Origin of the sequence: Pararobbsia alpina, assembly GCF_902859895.1 — a bacterium.
Lineage (GTDB): Bacteria > Pseudomonadota > Gammaproteobacteria > Burkholderiales > Burkholderiaceae > Pararobbsia > Pararobbsia alpina.
This window is the reverse complement of sequence record NZ_CADIKM010000009.1, coordinates 16,940-38,484: the sequence shown is the minus strand read 5'-3', so window position 1 is coordinate 38,484 and position 21,545 is coordinate 16,940. Positions and strand designations below refer to the sequence as shown.

At 60.7% G+C, this 21,545-nt stretch carries 17 protein-coding genes; 9 read left to right on the top strand and 8 right to left on the bottom strand.

Annotated features, from left to right (window positions below; genetic code table 11):
* Positions 1–260: 260 nt before the first annotated feature.
* The 5 genes from ppnP to HV670_RS12030 all read right to left on the bottom strand — a co-directional run bounded on the left by ppnP (position 261) and on the right by HV670_RS12030 (position 3,613).
* Complete coding sequence (ppnP, locus tag HV670_RS12050) at positions 261–581, bottom strand: pyrimidine/purine nucleoside phosphorylase (protein ID WP_175105017.1); 321 nt, start codon at positions 579–581, stop codon at positions 261–263.
* Between the two features lie 246 nt (positions 582–827).
* Complete coding sequence (locus HV670_RS12045) at positions 828–1,532, bottom strand: hypothetical protein (protein WP_175105016.1); 705 nt, start codon at positions 1,530–1,532, stop codon at positions 828–830.
* 159 nt (positions 1,533–1,691) lie between these two features.
* Positions 1,692–2,414, bottom strand: a complete 723-nt coding sequence (locus HV670_RS12040) for a 2'-5' RNA ligase family protein (RefSeq protein WP_175105015.1) — start codon at positions 2,412–2,414, stop codon at positions 1,692–1,694.
* Between the two features lie 157 nt (positions 2,415–2,571).
* A complete protein-coding gene (locus HV670_RS12035) occupies positions 2,572–2,715 on the bottom strand; it encodes a hypothetical protein (protein WP_246257267.1) in 144 nt (47 codons plus the stop codon).
* Positions 2,690–3,613, bottom strand: a complete 924-nt coding sequence (locus HV670_RS12030) for an SDR family NAD(P)-dependent oxidoreductase (RefSeq protein ID WP_175105014.1) — start codon at positions 3,611–3,613, stop codon at positions 2,690–2,692. The genes HV670_RS12035 and HV670_RS12030 overlap by 26 nt, the downstream gene beginning before the upstream one ends.
* A 147-nt stretch (positions 3,614–3,760) precedes the next feature.
* Between HV670_RS12030 and HV670_RS12025 the strand changes: the two genes are divergently transcribed.
* A complete protein-coding gene (locus HV670_RS12025) occupies positions 3,761–4,240 on the top strand; it encodes a VOC family protein (protein WP_175105013.1) in 480 nt (159 codons plus the stop codon).
* Between the two features lie 804 nt (positions 4,241–5,044).
* Here HV670_RS12025 and HV670_RS12020 read toward each other — a convergent pair.
* Positions 5,045–5,362 carry a hypothetical protein gene (locus tag HV670_RS12020; protein ID WP_175105012.1) on the bottom strand — a complete coding sequence of 106 codons (318 nt, stop codon included), beginning with the start codon at positions 5,360–5,362 and terminating at the stop codon, positions 5,045–5,047.
* 1,042 nt (positions 5,363–6,404) lie between these two features.
* Here HV670_RS12020 and HV670_RS12015 point away from each other — a divergent pair.
* A complete protein-coding gene (locus tag HV670_RS12015) occupies positions 6,405–6,971 on the top strand; it encodes a lactonase family protein (RefSeq protein ID WP_175105011.1) in 567 nt (188 codons plus the stop codon).
* A 350-nt stretch (positions 6,972–7,321) separates the two neighbouring features.
* Here the strand turns inward: HV670_RS12015 and HV670_RS12010 are convergent, their stop codons facing one another.
* Positions 7,322–7,888 carry a phosphate-starvation-inducible PsiE family protein gene (locus HV670_RS12010; protein ID WP_175105010.1) on the bottom strand — a complete coding sequence of 189 codons (567 nt, stop codon included), beginning with the start codon at positions 7,886–7,888 and terminating at the stop codon, positions 7,322–7,324.
* A 351-nt stretch (positions 7,889–8,239) separates the two neighbouring features.
* On the opposite strand from HV670_RS12010, the gene HV670_RS12005 reads away from it, so the two are divergent.
* The 5 genes from HV670_RS12005 (at position 8,240) to HV670_RS11985 (ending at position 13,943) form a co-directional block, all read left to right on the top strand.
* Positions 8,240–9,130, top strand: coding sequence for a helix-turn-helix domain-containing protein (locus HV670_RS12005; RefSeq protein WP_175105009.1), 891 nt, complete (start codon positions 8,240–8,242; stop codon positions 9,128–9,130).
* Between the two features lie 269 nt (positions 9,131–9,399).
* Entirely contained in the window at positions 9,400–12,228 is a 2,829-nt protein-coding gene (locus HV670_RS12000) for an ATP-dependent Clp protease ATP-binding subunit (RefSeq protein WP_175105008.1), read from the top strand.
* 44 nt (positions 12,229–12,272) lie between these two features.
* Complete coding sequence (locus HV670_RS11995) at positions 12,273–12,491, top strand: BON domain-containing protein (RefSeq protein ID WP_246257265.1); 219 nt, start codon at positions 12,273–12,275, stop codon at positions 12,489–12,491.
* 194 nt (positions 12,492–12,685) lie between these two features.
* Complete coding sequence (locus tag HV670_RS11990) at positions 12,686–13,246, top strand: dioxygenase family protein (protein WP_246257259.1); 561 nt, start codon at positions 12,686–12,688, stop codon at positions 13,244–13,246.
* 313 nt (positions 13,247–13,559) lie between these two features.
* On the top strand, positions 13,560–13,943 hold the full coding sequence (locus tag HV670_RS11985; RefSeq protein WP_175105007.1) for a VOC family protein: 384 nt from the start codon (positions 13,560–13,562) through the stop codon (positions 13,941–13,943).
* A 101-nt stretch (positions 13,944–14,044) separates the two neighbouring features.
* On the opposite strand, the gene HV670_RS11980 is transcribed toward HV670_RS11985, so the two are convergent.
* On the bottom strand, positions 14,045–14,749 hold the full coding sequence (locus HV670_RS11980; RefSeq protein WP_175105006.1) for an SDR family NAD(P)-dependent oxidoreductase: 705 nt from the start codon (positions 14,747–14,749) through the stop codon (positions 14,045–14,047).
* A gap of 170 nt (positions 14,750–14,919) precedes the next feature.
* Here HV670_RS11980 and HV670_RS11975 point away from each other — a divergent pair, with 170 nt between their 5' ends.
* Both HV670_RS11975 and HV670_RS11970 read left to right on the top strand, forming a co-directional pair.
* Positions 14,920–15,849 (top strand): LysR family transcriptional regulator, encoded by a 930-nt coding sequence (locus tag HV670_RS11975; protein WP_175105005.1) that lies wholly within the window; start codon positions 14,920–14,922, stop codon positions 15,847–15,849.
* A 191-nt stretch (positions 15,850–16,040) separates the two neighbouring features.
* The gene (locus tag HV670_RS11970) at positions 16,041–21,518 is read left to right on the top strand and encodes a trifunctional serine/threonine-protein kinase/ATP-binding protein/sensor histidine kinase (RefSeq protein WP_246257257.1); all 5,478 of its coding nucleotides are present in this window, start codon (positions 16,041–16,043) and stop codon (positions 21,516–21,518) included.
* Positions 21,519–21,545: the final 27 nt, after the last annotated feature.

Here is a 21,545-nt window from a genome sequence, read left to right as displayed (position 1 = left end):
ACGTGATAAGCGCGGCGCTACACCGGACAGCATCGTCTAGTTGATCGAAGCGTGGCGATCAAATCGCGCCACGCAACTGCCAACACGGGGCCTCAGTAAGACGACGCGCCGGCCATTCTGCCTCGCGCCGTGCAGGCATGCGAATCAACTCCTGCGGTCGGTTATGCCCCGCCCAGTCGAAACTGCGCTACCACTTCGGACATCAACCTGGCCTGCCGCTGCAGTTCGCTGCCACACCGGCGCCATGGGCGCCTTCTTTCTTACAGATAGCTGCAGATGTAGTCGAGCGTTTCGATCACGTCGATATCAAAGCGGCTCTTGCCCGGCACCGAGAACGACTCGCCCGCGCCATACGTCTTCCACACGTCGCTGCCTTCGAGGCGGATGCGGCATTGGCCGGCTTGCACCTCCATGAGTTCCGGCGCTTCGGTGCCGAAGTTGAGCGGGCCGGGCAGGATCACGCCGAGCGTCTTGCGCGTGCCGTCGGCGAAGAGAACGGTGTGCGAGACACACTTGCCGTCGAAGTAGACGTTGGCTCGTTTGATAACGGAAACCTGATCGAATTGCGTTGCGGCCGTCATGGCGGTCTTCCTCTGGGTCACTGTGAATGAATGCTTGGCGCCGCGTAGCGGCAGCGGGGCGGTGCGCGATCTGCGCGGGTCGCCTGCGCGGGCTTTCGGTCGCGCGCAGGCCCGCCATCATACAGGCGGTCGGCGGCGCCCGTCAGCGACGTGATTGGACTTGCCATGTGCGTCCTCCGGCTTGCCGCCGGATGCCTGGCTATTTGACGTACGCATGTGAACGCATGACCTGTGTGACCCTGACGATCAGTCGAGCCGGCACCAACGACCGGAATCCGGGCACACAATGGCCGGTTCGCCGTTCAGGCAAACTTGCTCTGCATCAAGTTGCAACGAGGTCGAAGGGGCGATGTCGAAGGCAACCTCGAGTGCGTGCCCGACATGGGCATCTTCGATGGGAAGCTCCCAGGTCAGGAATATCTGGATGCAATCCTGGTCCGGCGCGAAGTCAGCCGCATTGAAACCACTGCTGTGACGCTGAATGACGCCATGAGGCTGGCCCGTATCGAATATCACAGCCGTTCCCCGGGTCAAGGGAATGCGATGGCCCAAAGCGGGAAAATGCAAGTCCAGCCCCCGGTCCTCGCTCAGGAAGAGATTACAGAAGGCCGCACCGCCATATTGCGCACCGTCATGGTGGTACTTCGCGCCGCGGCAGGCCATGAGGGCAACGTCACTGGAGGCAAGCACCGAGGGCAGTCCAAGCGCGCACGCCCAATCGGACACTGCCTGCACGCAGCGCGTGTAGTCCGGCCAACGCACCCGCGCTCGCGGCAAAGGCATGGCCTCGACGTCCCCAGGCTCCAGGACCATGCGCGACGATGTTTCTCTTTTCCAATCCGCAAGCAGACGAGGAGGGGGCACAGGGACGTCGACCGTGCCTGATAGCACGATGTCACTTACGCGTCGACTGCGGATGGCGTCGCCACTCCAGAAATAAGAGGTCAGCATGTCTCGCACTGGATGCTGTTGAGGGGGCATCCGCAGCATTGTAACCATTCAAAAAAATCTCTTTTGGCGCATATCGGCCAGCAGGAGACGTTAACATCGGGCCGCTGGATGACCGCTCCCCCCACGATTGAACGCAACGCCCGAAACCTGAGTTTCGCCTCAGGGGGGCGCAGTTAATGCACTCAGCTCCTTCCGAGCTGTGCCAAAGCTGCCAAGCTGGTAGACCGACGCGCCGGCCGCCGAGAATGTGAACGACGAGAATGGCTCCGCCAGCATCGTGTTCAAATACGTTTCCGTTCCGACGCCGATGGTCACGTGCGGGTTGAAGCGCTTGCCCGCCGCGTCGCTAACGAAATTGCCGACATAGCTGATCAGGAATTTTTGGATGTCGCGGCCGCCCTCTTCGCTGAAGAAGGCCGCCGGGGTACCGGTCTTCACGGTGTAGGGTTTAACGGCCGCAATGAGTTCATCTTGCAGCCGATGCAGGTCTTTAGTCGGTTCGACCACAATTCCCGCGAGGCCAACCGGCGGAGATGGGATGTAGTAATACTTGAACGCCTTTAACGTCCATGTTGTGGGCTTCTCTTTGGCCATAACGGCGTTCGCTGCCGCATATACCTTGTCGAGATCATCTGTGCGGACGAACTGCTGCAATATGGAGATGTGAGGGTGGTGCGTCTCATCCAGCGTGAAGCCCTTCGGAAAATCCTTGAGCAGACGAGCGTTGGCGTCCATCGCATGCTGAATCATCGTCGCGTCGGGTTCGAGCGCGATGTCGATCGCCGTCACCGGGTTTTGTTGCGCGACCGACCCTTCTGCAAGCGCCAACACCAAGCCCAACCCGAGACCAACGGACGAAAAGATGTCGAAATGCTTACCCATGTGTGCCTCCCTTGTTGGCGCGAACAGCAGTTGGCGCCGTAGGTACCGGATTCGATACGAATGGATTGAGCTAAGGCGCCAGTGCTGGCTTCCAACACACTGGCGATGTAAAGAAAAGTACAGGTCTTTGGGAGCATATCGACCCTCACTATGGCTGTCACAGCCGTTCGAGCACGGCTGTGACGATGCGATCGCAATGCCTGCCGCCAAATTCGAACAGCTCCGGCCCGAGCCGCTCGACTTCTTCGCCCAGCGATTCACGCAGCATTACTGCTTCACGCACGAGTGAAGTCAGAGGCATGTTGCTTCACGAAATCGAGCATGCTTATTGGCGTCTTGCCGGTGAGCTTGAACACGTCATCCGTCATGCGGTCGTACCGCCCTTGCGCGTGAAGCTCGCCCATGGTTGAAAAGTGCTTGACGAGATGCTCGGCCACGCCCATCTCCCGAAGCTTGGCCGCCCACGCCGAAACGGGCACGTCGCGGTAGCGGATCGTTCGGCCGAGCACCTCAGAAAAGACGCGTGCATAGTGCTCCAGGTCGGCCGACTCGGGTCCCGTCAGGTTGTAGACCTTGCCAATGTGCGGTGCCGGATCGTCGAGGATCACGGACACAGCACGCGCCACATCTACCGCTGAGACGGGCGACGTTCTGCCGTTGCCAAGCGGCACCGCCAGCTCGTCTCGTTCGCGTACGCCCTCTGCGGCGAGAAGCCGAAAGAAGCCTTCGAAAAAGACCGTGGGCCGCATCGTGACAAGCGGTAGCCCCGACCATTCCAGTGCCTGCTCCGCGAGCCAGTGCAGCTTGTGCTGGGGACTGTCGGTGGTTTCAGTGATGCTCATCTGTGTGACCGTCATCTGAGACATGTTCACGAAGGCTTCGACGCCGTGGTGGCGCGCGACTGCGGCGGTATTGACCGCGGCTTCCAAATAAGAAGGGGAGACGGACATGCCAAAGTAAATGCGCGAACAGCCTTCGATGGCGCGGTGCATCGAAGAGAGGTCAGTCAGGTCGCCCTGCATGACCTCGGCGCCAAGCCGGCGCAGATCTTCCGCGCGCTCATCCTCGCGGCGGACCATGGCGCGCACCTTGTGCCCCTTGGAAAGAAGCATTTCGGTGAGGCTGCGGCCGATGCCGCCCACAGCGCCAGCCGCCCCGGTTACCAGGATCGGGCGGTCGAGTTCGGGTTTCGTCGTCATGTCCTTTACCCATTTTCGTTGCGTTGAGGATGTGCAGACTAGAATGAATGGGAAGCGGCGCCGTGGCGGGCGATCGCTCATGCGTGTCAGCCCCGAGTGCCTGCGCGGCTTGAATGCAGGTAATTGTCCCCATTCAGGAGAGCTCAGATGACTAGCAAGAACACCATTTGTCTATGGTACGACGGCACCGCGTTGGACGCCGCGACGTTCTACGCCGAGACGTTCCAGGACAGCGCAGTGAAAGCGGTCCATCGCGCCCCCGGCGACTATCCTGCGGGCAAGCAGGGCGATGTCTTGACGGTCGAGTTCAGGGTGATCGGCATTCCTTGTCTCGGCCTGAACGGAGGCCCGGGGTTCAAGCACAACGAGGCATTCTCGTTCCAGGTTTCGACCGATAATCAGGCAGAAACGGACCGCTTATGGAACGCGATTGTCGAAAACGGCGGCCAGGAAAGCGAATGTGGTTGGTGCAAGGACAAATGGGGACTGTCGTGGCAGATCACGCCACGCGTCCTGATGGACGCGATCGTCGATCCTGATCGAGCGGCAGCCAAGCGCGCGTTCGAAGCCATGATGGGGATGAGAAAGATCGACATAGCTGCGATCGAAGCCGCTCGACGCGGCTGACGCTCCCGATGCCGAGCCAGCCCCGCGTCGCGACTAAGCGTCCGCTTGGGTTGGCCGGGAACGGCTGCTCCGGGTTGCCTTTGGTCGACCGCGTCGGCCGGCAACCGGCCAGCCACGGCCGTTCATCGGAGCCGATGCGAGGACATTTGACCGTCGGCATACCCACTGACAGCGGCCCTTCATTGGACGTTGCTATCCACCGGGTCGTCGGCCAACTCTCCATTTGCGTCTTCCGCGTCGTAGTCAATTCGGAACGACTGCTTGAATCTAACTCTATATGAATCGGCACATTCGGGCCTTACAAGTGACCAGCCTTAAAAGGCATGCGCACCAAGTAAAAAGCCGACGCGAAATCTGCATTAGCCCGATGTGGGCGCTGTCTGGGCGCCGTCGCTTGCCACTCCAAGATACTGCGTGGAGTCTGGGCCGGCATGTGCGGTCAGTGCGATTCCGTGAATTATTTCTTTGTTAAGCGGTAATTTGCGCCTGGTAGAAATTGGACAATCCGAGCTCAAGTGGGCCTGTCTGGATAGCCTGACCGACCGGTCCTCACTTACAATCCCATGTCGCGCACGTGTCCGATCCGGGCTCGCATATCAGAGGCGATTACAAGGCCAGATGTCACAAGGACTTGAACCGCCCCGGGGCGGTTCAGACTAGCCTCGCAAATAAGTAGATCTGTGGTAATGTTTATAAAAATCGCTATGTAACAGCAATAAAAATTAACGGGGAGCAAGGCTGGGGCTTTGCTAATGACAAAGTGATGAAATTAATAAGAGTTATTCGACAGCGCGATTATCGCCATTACTGCGTCGCGATCCTTTCCTGCACATTTCTGCTCGGCTGCGGCGATGGCAGCACAAAGCAAGCGACTAGCGCGGCGCCCCCAGTAACCGCGGCTAGCGCACCGGCCGTCGCCGCTCCGGCAAACGCGGTGACGGTCACTACCAATAGTCCGGGGCCGATCGCTGCAAGTGTGGGCGGCAATACATCGGTGACCGTCACCTTCGACACGACGGACGGGCAGCCGGCAACATCCCTGGCAGTCACCACGGGTCTGTCTTCCTTGCCGGATGGGTGGAGCACCATGACGCCGAGCTTCGCCTGCCCGAGCGTTTCCAATGGGAACGGATGCCAGTTGTCCTTGCGCTACATGCCGGTCGCCGCAGCAACAAGTCAGGTACTGACCTTAGGCTTCGCCTATATAGACAGTTCCGGTGCACAGCGCATGGGAACCGTCGACCTGACGTTTTCGGCGACACTGGCAAATACCGCAGTCGCTACCGTAACGCCCACTGGAACGATCCAGGCGTTGGTGGGAACAACGAACCCCGTCGGCGTCTCATTCGCGACAAGCGACGGCACGCCGGCTACTAATCTCAACATTGCCAGTGGGCTGTCAAGCTTGCCGCCCGGCTGGAGCGTGGACACTTCGTCATTACCTTGCGCAAGCCTGACAACAGGTACGTCTTGCCAACTAGGCCTCTCCTATGCGCCCACTGCGGCGCGACCGTCCAGCACATTGACGCTCGGCTATAGCTATACGAATAACGCAGGGCAGGCTGAGGCTGGAACTGTCAACATACCCTATATTGCGATGGCCCCGAGCACGGTCGTGGCTACGCCCACTCCCGCGGGGCCCGTTAGCGCGTTTGTAGGTGCGAATGCGCTTGTCACGGTGGCTTTCAATAGTAGCGACGGAAGCACCGACACAAACCTGCGAATCACATCAGCATTACCGGTCGGTTGGAGCCAGGTAAGCTCGACGTTACCCTGCGCTGCTGTCGTGGCAAACGGGGCATGCACGCTCGCGCTCACCTATACACCGACGGTTACAACAGCTTCGAGCAACCTGGTGCTCCAGTACGCTTACACGGACAATAGCGGTCAACCTCAAACGAGTAGCCTGACTATTGCGTACAGCGCCAATAGTCATTTCGCATTTATATCGAATGTCTTCGCAAATACAGTGAGCCAGTGCGAGGTAGGGGTTGCCGGTCAACTCGTTGATTGCACACCGCAGACATCCTCCCTGTTCAGCCTTCCTACGGGAATGAACATAAGTAGTGGTCGACTCTATGTGACGGGAAATCCCAGTGGCACGGTAAATAAATGTAGTCTCGACAGCACGGGGCTATCGGGCTGTACCAGCACAGGCAACGGTATGTCTTCCCCGATCGGATTGGCGATCAAAGGATCGACGGCCTACGTGTCCGACCAGGCATCCGGCACGATATTCCAGTGCTCGATCGATCTGACCGGGGATCTGACAGGCTGCACGGGACTGCCGGTTAGCGGCGGGTTCATCGGGCAAGTTGCCGTCAATGGATCGACGCTCTATGTGTTTCCCGTAAATCAAACGTCTATTTTGCGCTGTGCGATCGGCGCCTCGGGATTGGTGTCCGCCTGCGTCACGGATTCAGCGCCTGCTATTCTTGACGCGGTCGTATTCAACGGGGCGTTTGCATACGCCACCACGGCCAATAATACGGTCCTCCAATGCAGGGTAGATAACAGTACCGGGATGCTGACCGGTTGCGTGGACTCGGGAGCAGGCGCGATATTTAATCAGCCGATAGCGATGACGATATTCGGCGGGTTCGCCTATGTGGTTAATCGCGGGAACAACACCGTGACTCAGTGCACCGTTGGAGCAAATGGTGGGCTGTCGAACTGCGTCGACTCAGGTGCCAATGGATTGAATTCCCCTTTTGGGATCGCGCTGCAATAGGTGCTACGGTCCGAACACCGAGTGCCCGGGTCGAGATTCGCGATTGGAGAGGAGTGGCTGCGCGTGCGACATAGCGTAACCGTTCTTCTCGGCATCGGCGACGGTCGACTGACGTCGCTAAACGCCATCGGTTTCGCGAGACACCGGCCGACGTGGTCGACAATTGACCGCTGTGGAGTTGAAAGCTGCCTTCATAGCAGCTCTAGTTCGAGCGACAGCAGTGGGTCGAACTCGGCCCAACGCGCCGAACCGAGTCCGACCAAGAGCATAGGTAATTGGGCGGTCACGAAGAGGCCGTCGACGACGTTCGCTAAAGCGGCGCTTTCGCTGTCATTGCGCGGCGGCCCCAGTCAATCGCCCCGCCGCGCGCCTTCGCCGGATCGTGTTTCCTGCTGCCGCTGTGCATACATGGTCCGGTCGAGTTCGGCGTGCGCCGCCGCGGTCGCGTCGACCGGATCGTCGCGCTGCCGCATCAGCCAGTAGACGCTCCCCAGCGCCACCAGCGCAAACGCAAGCGCCGCGATCTGCGCGGGTGCGCTGGCCGGATCGAGAATGATGAATTTGCGGGCGATGGCGAGCAGCGCAACGAGAACCACCGTCTTGACCTGAACGATATGATCGCGCCGCGCCATCACGCGCGTAATCGAATGTTTGAATTCCAATGCGATCAGCAACGTCATGACCATCCCGAAGACCGTTTGAAACACTGCGTGATCGAGCGGGTTCAGCGCGTCCGAAACCAGCAATGCAGTAACCGCGTGGATCAATTGCCAGAGCGACACGAGAATGATGGCGGAGATCACCACGCTCAGCACATGCGCGACAAGCTGTTCGAAGCGCTCATAAAAGGTGAGTACGTCCCACTGCAGACGCAGCGCATCGAAATCCCTGCGCAGCCAGCTTTTCTTTCTGTCCATGATTTGGCTCCCCGGGCGGCCGCCGATACGGCGCGCGCACACAGCGGGCGTGCGGATTGCACATGCGCCGTGCACAGGTCAGTTGACGATGCGGCAGCCCATGCGCCACGGTCTTTCGGGTTCATGCTGTTTCTTTGCAGATAGCTGCTTGAAAACGTAACGGGCGGATGTCGTTGTTGAAGGTTATAAGTCACCGCCGCCTGCGCGCACCCTCCGGATCGGCGAATGCGCCATTGTTTATATTCGCGGGCAGGAGCCCTGGCATGTCACGAAACACCTACTAAGCTTGGAGTAGGAGCAAGAGCAGGAGTAGAAGCAACAGACCCAGAGGCCGCACCTCGACAGCGCAACATGGAACGTACCGCTTCCCCCGCGCCCATTCAAGGATTACTCCACTACCCGACCCACGCAGCGTGCGTCGACCGGTCGGCTGATATACGTCCCGACATCTGCCTGCTGGTACCGGCCGACAGGACAGCCGTAGAAGCAAGCAGCCGTGACGCAACCGGCAAAAGTAACCACATCAGCGTTCGTGCACCGTATATCGCCTTCGTTCCAGCCACCGCGCAATTAGCCGCGCCCAGGGGCGATCCGCAAGGGCTCGTCATCACGCTCGATTCGCACACGCTCAAAACCAAATCACGACAGGTTTTCGCATCGGCGGCCCGTGAGTTGCCACTGTGGTTTCAGGCCTGGGATCCGTTCCTGCGCGCGGCGGCCGACACGCTGATTTTGCTCTCTCAAACCGCCGCCGTGGAAGTCGGCTGCCTCGACGCCTTCGTCGACGCCATTGCCCTGCATATCTCGTACCATTACAGCCGCAACGCTCATGCGAGCGACCCCGAAATACCGATCGACCAGCAAAAACTGATGCGCATCAACATCTACATCAGCGAACATATCGCCGAGAACATTCAGGTTGAGCATCTCGCCGCGCTGGTGCATATGAGTCCGTCGCACTTCGCGCGTACATTCAAGAAAGCCACCGGTTCCCCACCTCATTTTCATCTGACGACCGAGCGCCTGACGCTCGCCAAATGGATGCTGTCTTCGAGTCGATTGCCGCTCGTCGACGTTGCGGCCCGCACGGGTTTCCAGACCCAGCAGCATTTCACCGAAGTATTTCATCGCTACACGGGAATGACTCCCCGCGCATTCCGCCTTGCCGCGCGAAGCGAAGTGCCGGCATCCGGGAGGCGCACGCCAGGATCGCAGAATCCCGACACGTCTTCGCAGGAATGAGAAAGAAGTCGCTTCTGTCGGCGCGTAGTGTTGAATGCATCGCTTCAATGGCTCCGCCAGAGGCGAATACAGTTCATTGCTCCCAAGGCGGGCGAGACAAAGCAGACCGCAAAGCAGATCGAGATCAGGTGACGCGCGAACCTCGCGACGTTTCGCCGCGAGAGATCGTGAAGCAGTGCGTCAGCGAGGCAGAAATACCCAGGATATGGACAGCCCAGCCGCCCACATCGCAACGCACAACGCGTGGGCAGAACCTGAAGAGGAACATCATGGCCAAGTGCAGTGTTTGCGGCAAACCGGCGACTACACAGATTACGATCACCGAGAACGGCCAGCGCCGCCAGTTAATGCTTTGCGATGAACATCACATGGAGTTCATGGCACGTCATCAGCGCAGTCTGTCGCCGCTCGAGTCGCTTTTCCACGGCGGGCTGTTCGAGCGCCTGTTCGATGAGGGATGGTCGCCATTCGAAAACGGCGGCACGGACTGGCAGCGGGCCGGGCGTTCCGCGCCTGGCCGCGCGTCGGGTTCGGCCGGGTCGTCCGGTCCGTCTGAAGCAGCGGGCGGCCCCGACAGCAGCGGTGCCCGTCCTCGCCGACGCAGGCGTGCACGCGAGGCCGTCGACCTGCAGAGCTTTCTGAGCGAAAGCGGGCTTGACCGGCTGCAGGCGGCCGCGCAGAAAGCTGTCGAGTTCGGCAAGAACGAGGTCGACACGGAACATCTGCTACTCGCGCTCGCCGATAACAACGTCGTCAACGAAATCCTGCGCGAGTTCAAGCTCGATGCCGACGATATCAAACGCACCATCGAACAGGACGCGCCGCGCGGTACGGCCAAAACCGATGGCGACGAGGCCCGCATCGGCGTATCGCCGCGCGCAAAGAGCGCGCTCGAAAATGCACTCGTGGCGTCGCGCGAGCTCAACCATAGCTATGTCGGCCCGGAACACATACTGATCGGTCTCGTCGGGGAAGAAGACGGCTTCGCCGGCGAGCTGCTGCGCAAACTCGGGCTGACGTCGCAATCGCTGCGTCAGAAAGCAGCGAAGGTGGTGGGCCAGGGCGCGGAAGATGGCAGCGTCGAAGGCCGCTCCTCCACCCCGACGCTCGATAAATACGCACGCGATCTGAGCGAGCTGGCGAAGCGCGGCAAGCTCGATCCGGTGATCGGCCGCGACAAGGAGATCGAAACCACCATTGAAGTGCTCGCGCGGCGCCGCAAGAACAACCCGGTGCTGATCGGCGAGCCGGGCGTCGGCAAGACGGCGATCGTCGAAGGTCTCGCGCAACGTATCGCGCAGGACCAGATCCCTGAAGTGCTGCGCGGCAGGCGCGTGGTCGAGCTAAACATCAACAGCGTGGTGGCGGGCGCGAAGTATCGGGGCGAATTCGAAGAGCGCGTCAAGCAGGTGCTCGACGAGATCGTCGCGAACCAGGACCGGTTGATCGTTTTCATCGACGAGCTTCATACGATCGTCGGCGCGGGCCAGGGCGGCGGCGAAGGCGGGCTCGATATCGGTAACGTGTTCAAGCCGGCGCTTGCGCGCGGCGAACTGCATCTGATCGGCGCGACCACGCTCAATGAATACCAGAAGTACATCGAAAAGGATTCGGCGCTCGAACGGCGCTTCCAGCCAGTGATGGTGCCCGAGCCGAGCATCGAGGACACGATCGATATCCTGCGCGGCCTGCGCGACCGGCTCGAGGCGCATCACAAGGTGAAGATCACCGAAGAGGCGATCACGGCCGCGGCGAAGCTGTCGGATCGCTATATCGCCGCCCGCTTCCTGCCCGACAAGGCCATCGACCTGCTCGACCAGGCTGCGGCACGCGTGCGCATTTCGTCGAACTCGCGGCCGCAGGCGCTGCACGATATCGAGGCCGCTATCCGTCGTCTGCGTCAGGAGCAGGACTCGGCGAGCGCGGCCAAACAGTTCGACAAGGCGAAGGAACTGCAGGAGAAAATCACGGCCGAGGAAGCGCGTCTGAACGAGTCGACCGAGGTCTGGAAGAAGGAACGCGGCACCAGTTCGCAGGAAGTCACGGCGGAAGACATCGCGCAGATCGTATCCTCGCTGACCGGCGTGCCGGTCTCCGAACTCACGGCCGAGGATCGCGAAAAGCTGCTGCGTCTGGAAGACCGTTTGAGGGAACGCGTTGTCGGCCAGGACGAAGCCGTAGCGGCCGTATCAAAGGCCGTGCGACTTTCACGCGCGGGGTTGACGGAAGCTGGCAAGCCGATCGCCAGCTTCCTCTTTCTAGGACCGACAGGCGTCGGCAAGACCGAACTCGCGAAGGCGCTCGCTGCCGCGGTGTTCGGCGACGAGAACGCGCTCGTGCGCATCGACATGAGTGAATACTCGGAACGCCATACGGTGGCCCGCCTCGTCGGCGCGCCCCCCGGTTATGTCGGCTACGAAGAAGGCGGCCAGCTGACCGAGCGCGTGCGGCGCCACCCGTACAGCGTCGTACTGCTCGACGAGATCGAGAAGGCGCATTCCGAAGTGCACAACATCCTGCTGCAACTGTTCGACGAAGGACGTCTGACGGACGGCAAGGGACGGCTCGTGGATTTCACCAACACCGTGATCATCGCCACCAGCAACATCGGCTCGCAGATGATTCAGGACAACATGAAGGCCGATTCGAAACAGCTCGACTATCCCGCGCTGCGCGACCGGCTGATGGAAATTTTGCGGCATCACTTCAAGCCGGAGTTCCTGAACCGTGTCGATGAAGTGGTTGTGTTCCATGCGCTCGGCAAGGAGCAGATCCGCCGCATCGTCGACCTGCAGCTTCAGCGCGTGCAGCGCACGGCGGCCGCGCAGAATATCGAGCTGTCGTTCGACGATGCACTGCGTGATCATCTGGCCACGGTTGGATACGATCCCGAGTTCGGCGCGCGGATGTTGAAGCGCAAGATCCGTCAGGAAGTGGAATCGGAACTCGCCGACTCGCTGTTAAGAGGCGATGTGCGCAGCGGCGATCGCGACGAAATCCGCTGGGATGCCGGCGAAAAGGCCGTACGTGTGAAGAAGCTGGCGAAGCAGGAATCGACCAGTGAAGATGCCAGGAAAGCCACCGCAACCTCGGCCTAAGGCGCGGAAACGACGGGTGCGGCCGGTGGAGTCAACGCCGCCGATTGCACCCGTTACCAGATCCACGATTCGCCCGGTTCGATGAACGCGCCAGGCGCAATGCGGAAGTCGACGCGCAGCGCATCACCGTCGAGGCCGACGGCGGTAAGGTGGTCCTGCTCGGAGCGGTCCGCTCGTGGGCCGAACGCGAGGAAGCCGAGCGGGTCGCATGGCTTGCTCCCGGTGTGATGAGGGTCGACAACCGGATTACCATCGAGTACTGACGGGCTGCCATGGTCGGCACAGGTGCAGGCTCCGTTAACCGCGACGACGCCCGCACGGATGCTCGCCGGCTCCGCAGGGCGCCCGGCGCAGCGTGACGATCGAGCGGGAAGCAAGGAGCGTTCACATGCGGACACGAAGTGTGAGCCGGGGCCGGCGCAATTTTCTTCGCAGGTCGGGTGCAGTCCCGTCCACGTTGCTGCTGTTGGCCCTCGGAAATGGCAGCTATCGCCGGGCAGGCGCAGTTCCAGCTACGCCCGCCTGCATGGACGATGACCAACCGACGCCGCAACAGACGGCAGGTCCGTTCTTCCTGCTGCACTCGCCGCAACGCGCATCGCTGCTCGAACCGGGAATCAATGGAACGAAGATCGTCCTGATCGGGCGGGTACTGTCGACAGAATGTAGGGCAGTGCCCGGGGCATTGCTCGATTTCTGGCAGGCCAATGACACCGGGGAGTACGACCTCGAGGGGTTCCGGCTGCGCGGCCACCAATTCGCCGACAGCGAGGGACGCTATCGCCTGCAAACCATCGTGCCGGGTCTATATCCGGGACGCACGCGACACTTCCATGTGACGGTGCAGTCGCCAAACGGGCCGATCCTCACAACCCAACTGTACTTCCCCGCAGAGCAGCGCAACGCTCGCGATTTCCTCTTCGATCGCCGGCTGTTGATGACGATCGCCGACCACGGCGAGCAAAAGGCGGCCCGGTTTGATTTTGTGCTCACGTTTGATAAGCGCAGGTCTACGTGAAGCCGTGACCTGTCGGGGCCTGACGCAGAATTCGTGCAGCAGCCTGCTGCACAATTGTCATGGTAGTGGCGCAGCGCTTACCAACTTCGAAGCCCGATTGCCACCGCCACAGTCCGATCTCGCGCGCGATGCCCTCAAGGATCCGTCTATTTTCGATCGCTTGCGTCGTGCAGTTGTCGGCCCATCATCTGCCGGTCGTACTTACATTTCACTTGAATGCCATCAGGCGTCGGCTATGTTGGATCCATGGCGAGACAAGCGTCGCGTCTTGGCCTGAAGGGCATATTTGGCCACATTCAGTGAGGGTCACAACATGGGCGTACAGCTAAACCACACAATCGTCTGGTGCAGCGACAAGCAGAAGTCGACAAGCTTCCTCATGGACATCCTGGGGCTTCCGAGTCCCATTGAGTTCGGACAGATGCTGGTCGTTCAACTCGACAATGGCGTCTCGCTCGACTTCTTCGAACGCGACAGCGCGATTTCCATGCAACATTACGCGTTTCTGATCAGTGAGGACGAGTTCGACCGGGTCTTCGCTCGTATTCGTGACAGAGGGCTTCAGTACTGGGCCGATCCTGGCAAACAGCGTGCCGGCGAAACCTACCTCCACAACGGCGGCCGGGGAATGTATTTCAACGATCCTGACGGTCATTTTCTTGAGGTCATGACCCGCCCTTATAAAATTGGCGCCTAGCGAATTGAAATTCAACGGGGATCGGCGCCCGCGTACCGCGTGATTGCGCCGAGGATGCCGTCACCGGACTTCTCGTGAACCAGCGAGTCTTTTGCCGCCGTTCACCAAGGAACGACTCTCCCGAGGTAGTCCAGATATTGCAGTCCGGAATGCCCTTCGCAAGCCTCGATCGTGCTCAGCAAGTTCGGGATGCTTTCTTCGATACTCAGACGCGCTTCAGGACCGCCCATATCCGTCCGTACCCATCCGGGCGCCATCAGCAACAAGGTTCTCGCGTCGTTTCGGTGGCGCGCAGCAAAGCTACGCATGAACATGTTGAGTGCTGCCTTGCTGCCCCGATAGACCTCATAATTTCCGTTAGTGTTGTTAGTGAGGCTACCCTGCCCGGACGACATGACGCCGATCGTTCCGGTCGGCTGCACGAGGTCCTGAAACGCCTCGACTACTCTCATTGGACTCAACGCGTTCGTCACCATCACGCGTATGAATTCCTCGGTCGAGACATCCGCGATCGTCTCACGATGGTCGTTTATGACACCCGCGTTCACGAAGAGCACATCCATTCGCCGAACTTCAAGACGACTGCGTAGCGCGGCGACTTGCTCAGGAATTGTGATGTCGACCGTTTCAACTTCGAGTGCGCCGTGGGAGGCTTTCGCGATTTGATGAAGCTTTTCTGTAGAGCCCTCCCTCCCAGTGGCTATCACTCGCCAGCCGCGCTTGAGGTATTCCTCGACCATTGCGAAGCCAAGGCCGCGGGATGCACCGACAAGGAGAACGGCTTTCTGTGGAGATAAGTCTTGCATTGATAGCTCCCTGTTATAAAACCTGATTGAACGGCATTGACTAACTGCGCGCTCGTTGGTGAGTCGGTCCAGCGAATATATCGATGCGGGAGACATGGCGGAAGACGCAGCGTGTGCACCTATAACATGCACCAAACGCCATGCCTGGACGGTTAGTGCTACGATCGGGCATGCACGAACCCGATTTGAACCTACTCATTGCGCTAGACGAATTGCTTGCCGATGGCAGCGTGGCCGGCGCTGCGCGTCGACTGGGATTGAGTGCCTCGGCAATGAGTCGAACGTTGACCCGGTTGCGAGAGGCGATCGGCGACCCTTTGTTGGTTCGTGCGGGGCGCCGTATGGTGCTGACGCCACACGCGGAGGCATTGCGTCAACGCACTCAAAATGTGGTTCATGAGGCCCGCGCCATACTCCGTCCCTCGATGACAGAGCCGGACTTTCCAACGTTGCAGCGAACTTTTACCATCCGAGCCAACGACGCCTTTGTGGAAGCTTTTGGCGCTCCGCTCATCGCCGCGGCGACGGCAGTTGCCCCACGCGTGCAGTTGCGATTCGCGCCAAAAACTGAAAAGACGGCAGCGCAATTGCGAGAGGGTGCCGCCGACCTTGAGATCGGTGTCCTGGGCGAAATGGGGCCGGAAGTTCGCGTGCAGGCGCTATTCCGTGATCGCTTTCTCGGTGTTGTCAGAAAGGGGCATCCGCTCGAATTGGAGCGCGAGGTAACAGCCGAACGGTACGCCGCCTTCGGCCACGTTGTCGCTTCGCGCCGCGAGCGCCCAAGCGGACCCGTGGATGAAGCGTTGGCTGCGCTAGGAATTGAACGAACGATCGTCGCCATGGTGCCCAGCTTTCCCGCAGCGTTGGCTGTCGCTCGAGCCTCCGATTTGATAGCGCTCGTGCCTGCGTCTTTTCTGGGCAATCCACCCGAACATCAAGAATCGGCGCTATCCAGCGCCACCTTTGCTTTCGAGTTGCCTGTGAAGACCGAAAAAATTACGGTATCGCAGATGTGGCATCCTCGTTTAGAGGTCGATCCGGTTCATCGTTGGCTTCGGCAACTGGTGCTAACTGTATGTCGGCAAAGGGTACCGCTGTGAAACGTCGGCCGTCCGTACTGTGGCAGACTAGCATCTTAGGGTTCTGACCTGCCGAAGCGCAATTCGCGTTCTCCACCTGGCGTGGCGACCGGCTCGATGGCGCAGACCGGCAATCGAACCTGATTTATAGGGTCGGTGAAGTCGTGGATACGAGCTTCGAGGTCTTGGGAAAGGATAGGGACCGTGCCTTCTTGAGGACGTGGCACGTCAACTCAGACGGCACGCAAACTTCCGTGCTGGCCGCGTGGTCTACCGGCGAGCCCCCGACGGCTGCCAGCCTGGATCGCCTGTCGCACGAATACGGCTTGAAGGAGCAGCTGGACAGTGCATGGGCGGTGCGGCCCCTGGAACTCGTGCGTCAAGGCGATCGGACCGTGCTGCTATTCGAGGACCTGGGCGGCGAGCCACTCGAGCGGCTGCTGGGCGCGCCGCTCGAAACGGATCGCTTCATGCGGCTCGCGATCGGTATTTGCGCTGCTCTCGGCGAGGTCCATCTGCGCGGCCTCGTCCACAAGGACCTCAAGCCCGCCAATATCCTTGTCGACGAATCGATCGGATCTGTGCGACTCACGGGATTTGGGCTCGCCACACGGGTGCCACGCGAGCGCCAATCGCCCGCACCGCCCGAGACCATTGCCGGCACGCTCGCCTACATGGCGCCGGAGCAGACCGGCCGGATGAATCGCTCGATCGATGCGCGCAGCGACCTCTACTCGCTCGGCGTCACGTTCTACCAGATGCTCACGGGCTCGCTGCCGTTCCTTGCATCCGAGCCGATGGAATGGATTCATTGCCATATCGCACGAAAGCCGGTACCACCGAGTGAGCGGGTCGAGCGCATTCCGGCTCAAATCTCGCGCATCGTCATGAAGCTGCTCGCCAAGACGGCCGAGGAACGCTATCAAACGGCGGTTGGCCTCCTGCATGATCTGCGCCGTTGTTTGACTGAATGGGAAGCGGTTGGCCAAATCAATCCCTTTCCGCTGGGCGAACGCGACTTTCCCGACCGGCTGCTGATCCCCGAAAAATTGTACGGAAGAGAGCGCGAAATCGAGACCTTGCTCTCCGCCTTCGATCGGGTGGTCTACGAAGGTACTCCGGGGTTGGTGCTGGTCTCCGGCTATTCCGGGATCGGCAAGACCTCCGTCGTCAATGAGCTGCACAAGGCGCTCGTGCCGCCACGCGGGCTTTTCGCATCAGGCAAGTTCGACCAGTACAAACGAAATATCCCCTATGCGACGCTGGCTCAGGCCTTCCAGAACCTTGTCTCTCAGATTCTCGGCAAGAGCGACACGGAGATGAGTTCATGGCGCGCCGCATTGCAAGAGGCCCTGGGTCCGAATGGCCAGCTCATGGTCACGCTCGTCCCGGAGCTGGCTCTCATCATCGGTGAGCCACCGCCGCCGCCTGAACTTTCGCTACAGGACCAGCAGGCTCGGTTCCAGATGGTATTCCGGCGTTTCCTCAGCGTGTTTGCGCGGCCGGAGCACCCTCTAACGTTGTTCCTCGATGATCTCCAGTGGCTGGACTTGGCGACCCTTGATTTGATCGAGCATTTGATTGCGCATCCGGACATGCGCAACTTGCTGCTGGTCGGGGCCTACCGTGACAACGAAGTCGATCCCGCGCACCCGCTAGCGCGGATGCTGGCGAGACTTCGCGGCGCCGGCGGGCGGGTGCGTGAGATCGTACTAGCGCCCCTTTGCCCGGAGGATGTGGCGCGGCTGCTGGCGGAGTCGCTGCAAATGGAGCCAGGGCGCGTGCGGCCATTGGCCGAGCTGGTGTTCGAGAAGACGGCTGGCAATCCGTTCTTCACGATCCAATTCCTGCTCGCCTTGGCTGAGCAGGCGTTACTGGTATTCGATCCCGGCGTGGCCGCCTGGACGTGGGACTTGACACGCATCCGAGCGAAGGGCTTCACCGATAACGTCGCGAGTCTCATGGCGGCGAAGCTGAGCCGCCTGCCCGAAGAGACTCAGAAAGCGTTGGGACAGCTAGCCTGCCTGGGGAGCGTCGCAAAGGCGGATACGCTCGCCGTGGTGCATGCGCAGGCCGAGGAGGCGACGCACGCGGCGCTCTGGGACGCTGTGCGATCCGGCCTTGTCCTGCGCTCGGATAGCACCTACACATTCCTTCACGATCGTATCCGAGAGGCGGCGTATGAGCTCATCCCTGAAGGCACGCGGGCGATGGCGCATCTTCGGATCGGCCGAATTCTCGCGGCCAGGACGCCCCCGGAGGACCTCGAGGAAAATATCTTTGAAATTGTGAATCAGTTCAGTCGCGGCGCGGTACTCATCAGCACGCAGGAGGAACGCGAACAGGTCGCCCGGCTCAACCTTATGGCGGGCGAGCGTGCCAAGGCGGCAACCGCCTATGATGCAGCACTGCAGTATTTCACCGCCGGGCTGGCGTTGCTGGCGCAGACTGGATGGGAACAGTGCTACCGGCTCACCTTCGACCTCGAGCTCAATTGGGCCGAGTGCAAATACCTGATCGGGGAGTTGGCATCGGCGCAAAAACGGCTCGCCATGCTGTCGATTCTCGCGCAGACCACGGTTGACGCCGCGGCCGTTACCTGCGTGCGCATCAATCTCTACACGACCTTGGACCAGAGTGACAACGCTGTCGAGGTGGGCCTGGAGTTTCTTCGCAGAGTGGGCCGCCAATGGTCGCCGCACCCGACAGCACAGGACGTTCGCCAGACCTATGACCGATTGTGGCAACGGCTGGGGGCGGGCTCGATCGAAGCACTGCTCGACCTGCCTTTGATGAGAGACCCGGAGCGATGCGCGACCATGAACGTGCTCACGGTGCTCACATCGCCGGCCTTGTTCACCGACTTGAATCTGTTCCGGCTTGTCGTCAGTCAGATGGCTACCCTCAGCCTGGAGTATGGCAACAGCGACGGATCATCCCTCGGCTATGCATGGCTGGGCGGCGTGCTGGGGACGTACTTCGGTGAATACCAGGCAGGGTTCCGCTTTGGTATGCTTGGCCTGGATCTGGTGGAGAAGCGCGGGCTGGACCGCTTCAGGGCCCGCGTCTATCTGGTCTTCGCCGTCCATGTCGCTGACTGGACTCAGCCCTTGCAGACGTCTCGCGCCTTCCTGAAGCGCGCCTCTGAGACGGCGCTGGAAGCCGGTGACCTGTCTTATGCAGCCTACAGCTGCGTCGACATGATCACAAACCGTATTGCCACCGGAGATTCGCTTGGTGAGGTCGAGCGAGAGGTCAAGCATGGGCTTGAATTCGCGCGGAAAGTCAGGTTTGGTCTCATCAGCGACTGCCTCATCGGGCAGCTCAGGTTCATCCGGATGCTTCGTGGACTGACACCGGACTTCATCGCTTCCAATGACGAGGCGTTCGACGAGCGCCGCTTCGAGCAACACCTGGAGGACAATCCCCAGTTGGCCGTTGGCGCGTCCTACTATTGGATTCGCAGGCTGCAAGCGAGCCTCTTCATGAGGGACGAGGCATCTGCTATGGCGGCTGTATCGAAAGCGGCTCCGCTGCTTTGGACGACTCCGACCCAATTTGAATGGGCTGAGTACCATTTCTATGGGGCACTCGCCTGGGCGGCGCATTGCGATTTGACCTCGGCTGAGCAGCGACCTCAGCATTTGGAAGCGCTGGCAGCGCATCACAAGCAACTCGCGGTCTGGGCGGAGAACTGTCCCGCAACGTTCGCGAACCGCGTGGCATTGGTAGGCGCCGAGATGGCACGCCTCGAAGGCCGGGACCTGGACGCGATACGCCTCTATGAAGAGGCCATTCGGCTCTCGCGCGAGGGGGGGTTCATCCAGAACGAAGCCTTGGCCCACGAACGCGCCGCAGGGTTTTGTACGACGCGCGGCTTTCCGACGATGGCTGACGCGTATCTGCGAAACGCCCGGCATTGTTACCTGAGTTGGGGCGCCGACGGGAAGGTGAGGCAACTCGATCAGCTCTATCCCCATCTGGGCGAGGAAGAGCCGGCACCCGGGCCGACGAGCACGATCCGAGCGCCGGTCGAACATCTGGATCTCGCGACCGTGCTCAAGGTGTCCCAAGCCGTTTCGGGCGAGATGATGCTGGACAAGTTGCTCGACACGCTCATGCGCACGGCTATCGAGCATGCTGGGGCCGAGCGAGGCCTGTTGATTCTTTCCCACGAGGTCGAGCAGCGGATCGCGGCGGAAGCCACGACGGGTGGCGATACCATCGTCGTACGGCTGCGTGACCAGGCCTTGAGCGCAACGGCCCTGTCTGAGGTGATCGTCCAGACCGTCCTTCGTACGCACGAGGCCATGATCCTCGACGATGCCGCGGCCGAACCCGCATTTGCCGCGGATCCTTACATCCGGCAGCACCAGGCCCGGTCCATTCTCTGCCTGCCCCTGGTCAACCAGAGCAAGCTCATCGGCGTGCTCTACCTCGAGAACAACCTGGCTCCGGGGGTCTTCACGCCGGCCCGGACCTCGGTGCTGCGGCTGATCGCCTCCCAGGCCGCCATCTCGCTGGAGAACACCCGCTTGTACCACGACCTCGCGGAGCGCGAAGCGAAGATTGGCTGCCTGGTCGAGGCGAATATCATCGGGATCTTCTTCTGGGACCTTGAAGGTCCCATTCTCGGGGCCAATGACGCGTTTCTGCGGATCGTGGGTTACGACCGTGAGGATGTCGCCGCGGGTCGACTGCGCTGGACTGAGCTGACGCCCCCGGAGTGGCTCGATCGCGATGAACGCTGGTGGACTCCGGAACTCAAGTTGACCGGGCGCGTGCAACCGTACGAGAAGGAGTACTTTCGGAAAGACGGCAGTCGTGCGCCCGTGCTCGTCGGCTCAACGAGCTTTGATGAAGCCCGCAAACAGGGTGTCGCCTTCGTGCTCGATCTGACCGAGCGCAAGCGGGCCGAAGAGGCATTGCGCTCGATGCAGATGCAACTGGCCCACGCAAACCGTGTCGCCACCATGGGGCAACTCACAGCTTCGATTGCCCATGAAGTGAACCAGCCCATTGCGGCGACGGTCACCAACGCCGATGCGGCGCTGCGCTGGCTCGGCCATCGACCACCGGAACTGGATGAAGCACGCGAGGCGGTTACGCGCATTGTCACCGATGGCCATCGCGCGGGCGAGGTCCTTGGCCGGATCCGTGCCTTTATCAATAAGGCACCGCCCCAGAACGATCGCTTGAACATCAACGAGGCGATACGCGAGGTGATTGAGCTCACCCGTGGTGAAATCGTGAGGAACGATGTCTCGGTGCGGACGGACCTCGCGGACGGTTTGCCGCTCATTTACGGTGACCGGGTCCAGTTGCAGCAAGTACTCTTGAACCTGATCATCAACGCCGTCGAGGCCATGACCGACGTCAGCAAGGCAGCGCGAGAGCTGTTGATCAGGTCCGAGGAAGGTGAGGCGGGCTACGTGCTCGTCACGGTGCGGGATTCGGGGCCGGGCCTGGACCCGAAGCATATGGACCGCCTGTTCGAGACCTTCTACACGACCAAGGCCAGCGGGATGGGCATGGGTCTACCCATCTCCCGTTCGATCATCGAGGCGCACGGGGGGCGGCTGTGGGCTTGCACGAATGAACCAGGGGGTGCCGCCTTTCAGTTCACCCTGCCTGACGGACGACACGAGGCCGTTCGCCCCGAGCACGGCTGGCCGAATGCCATGGTATGACGACTACCTGTTTGATTCCGGCTCGTC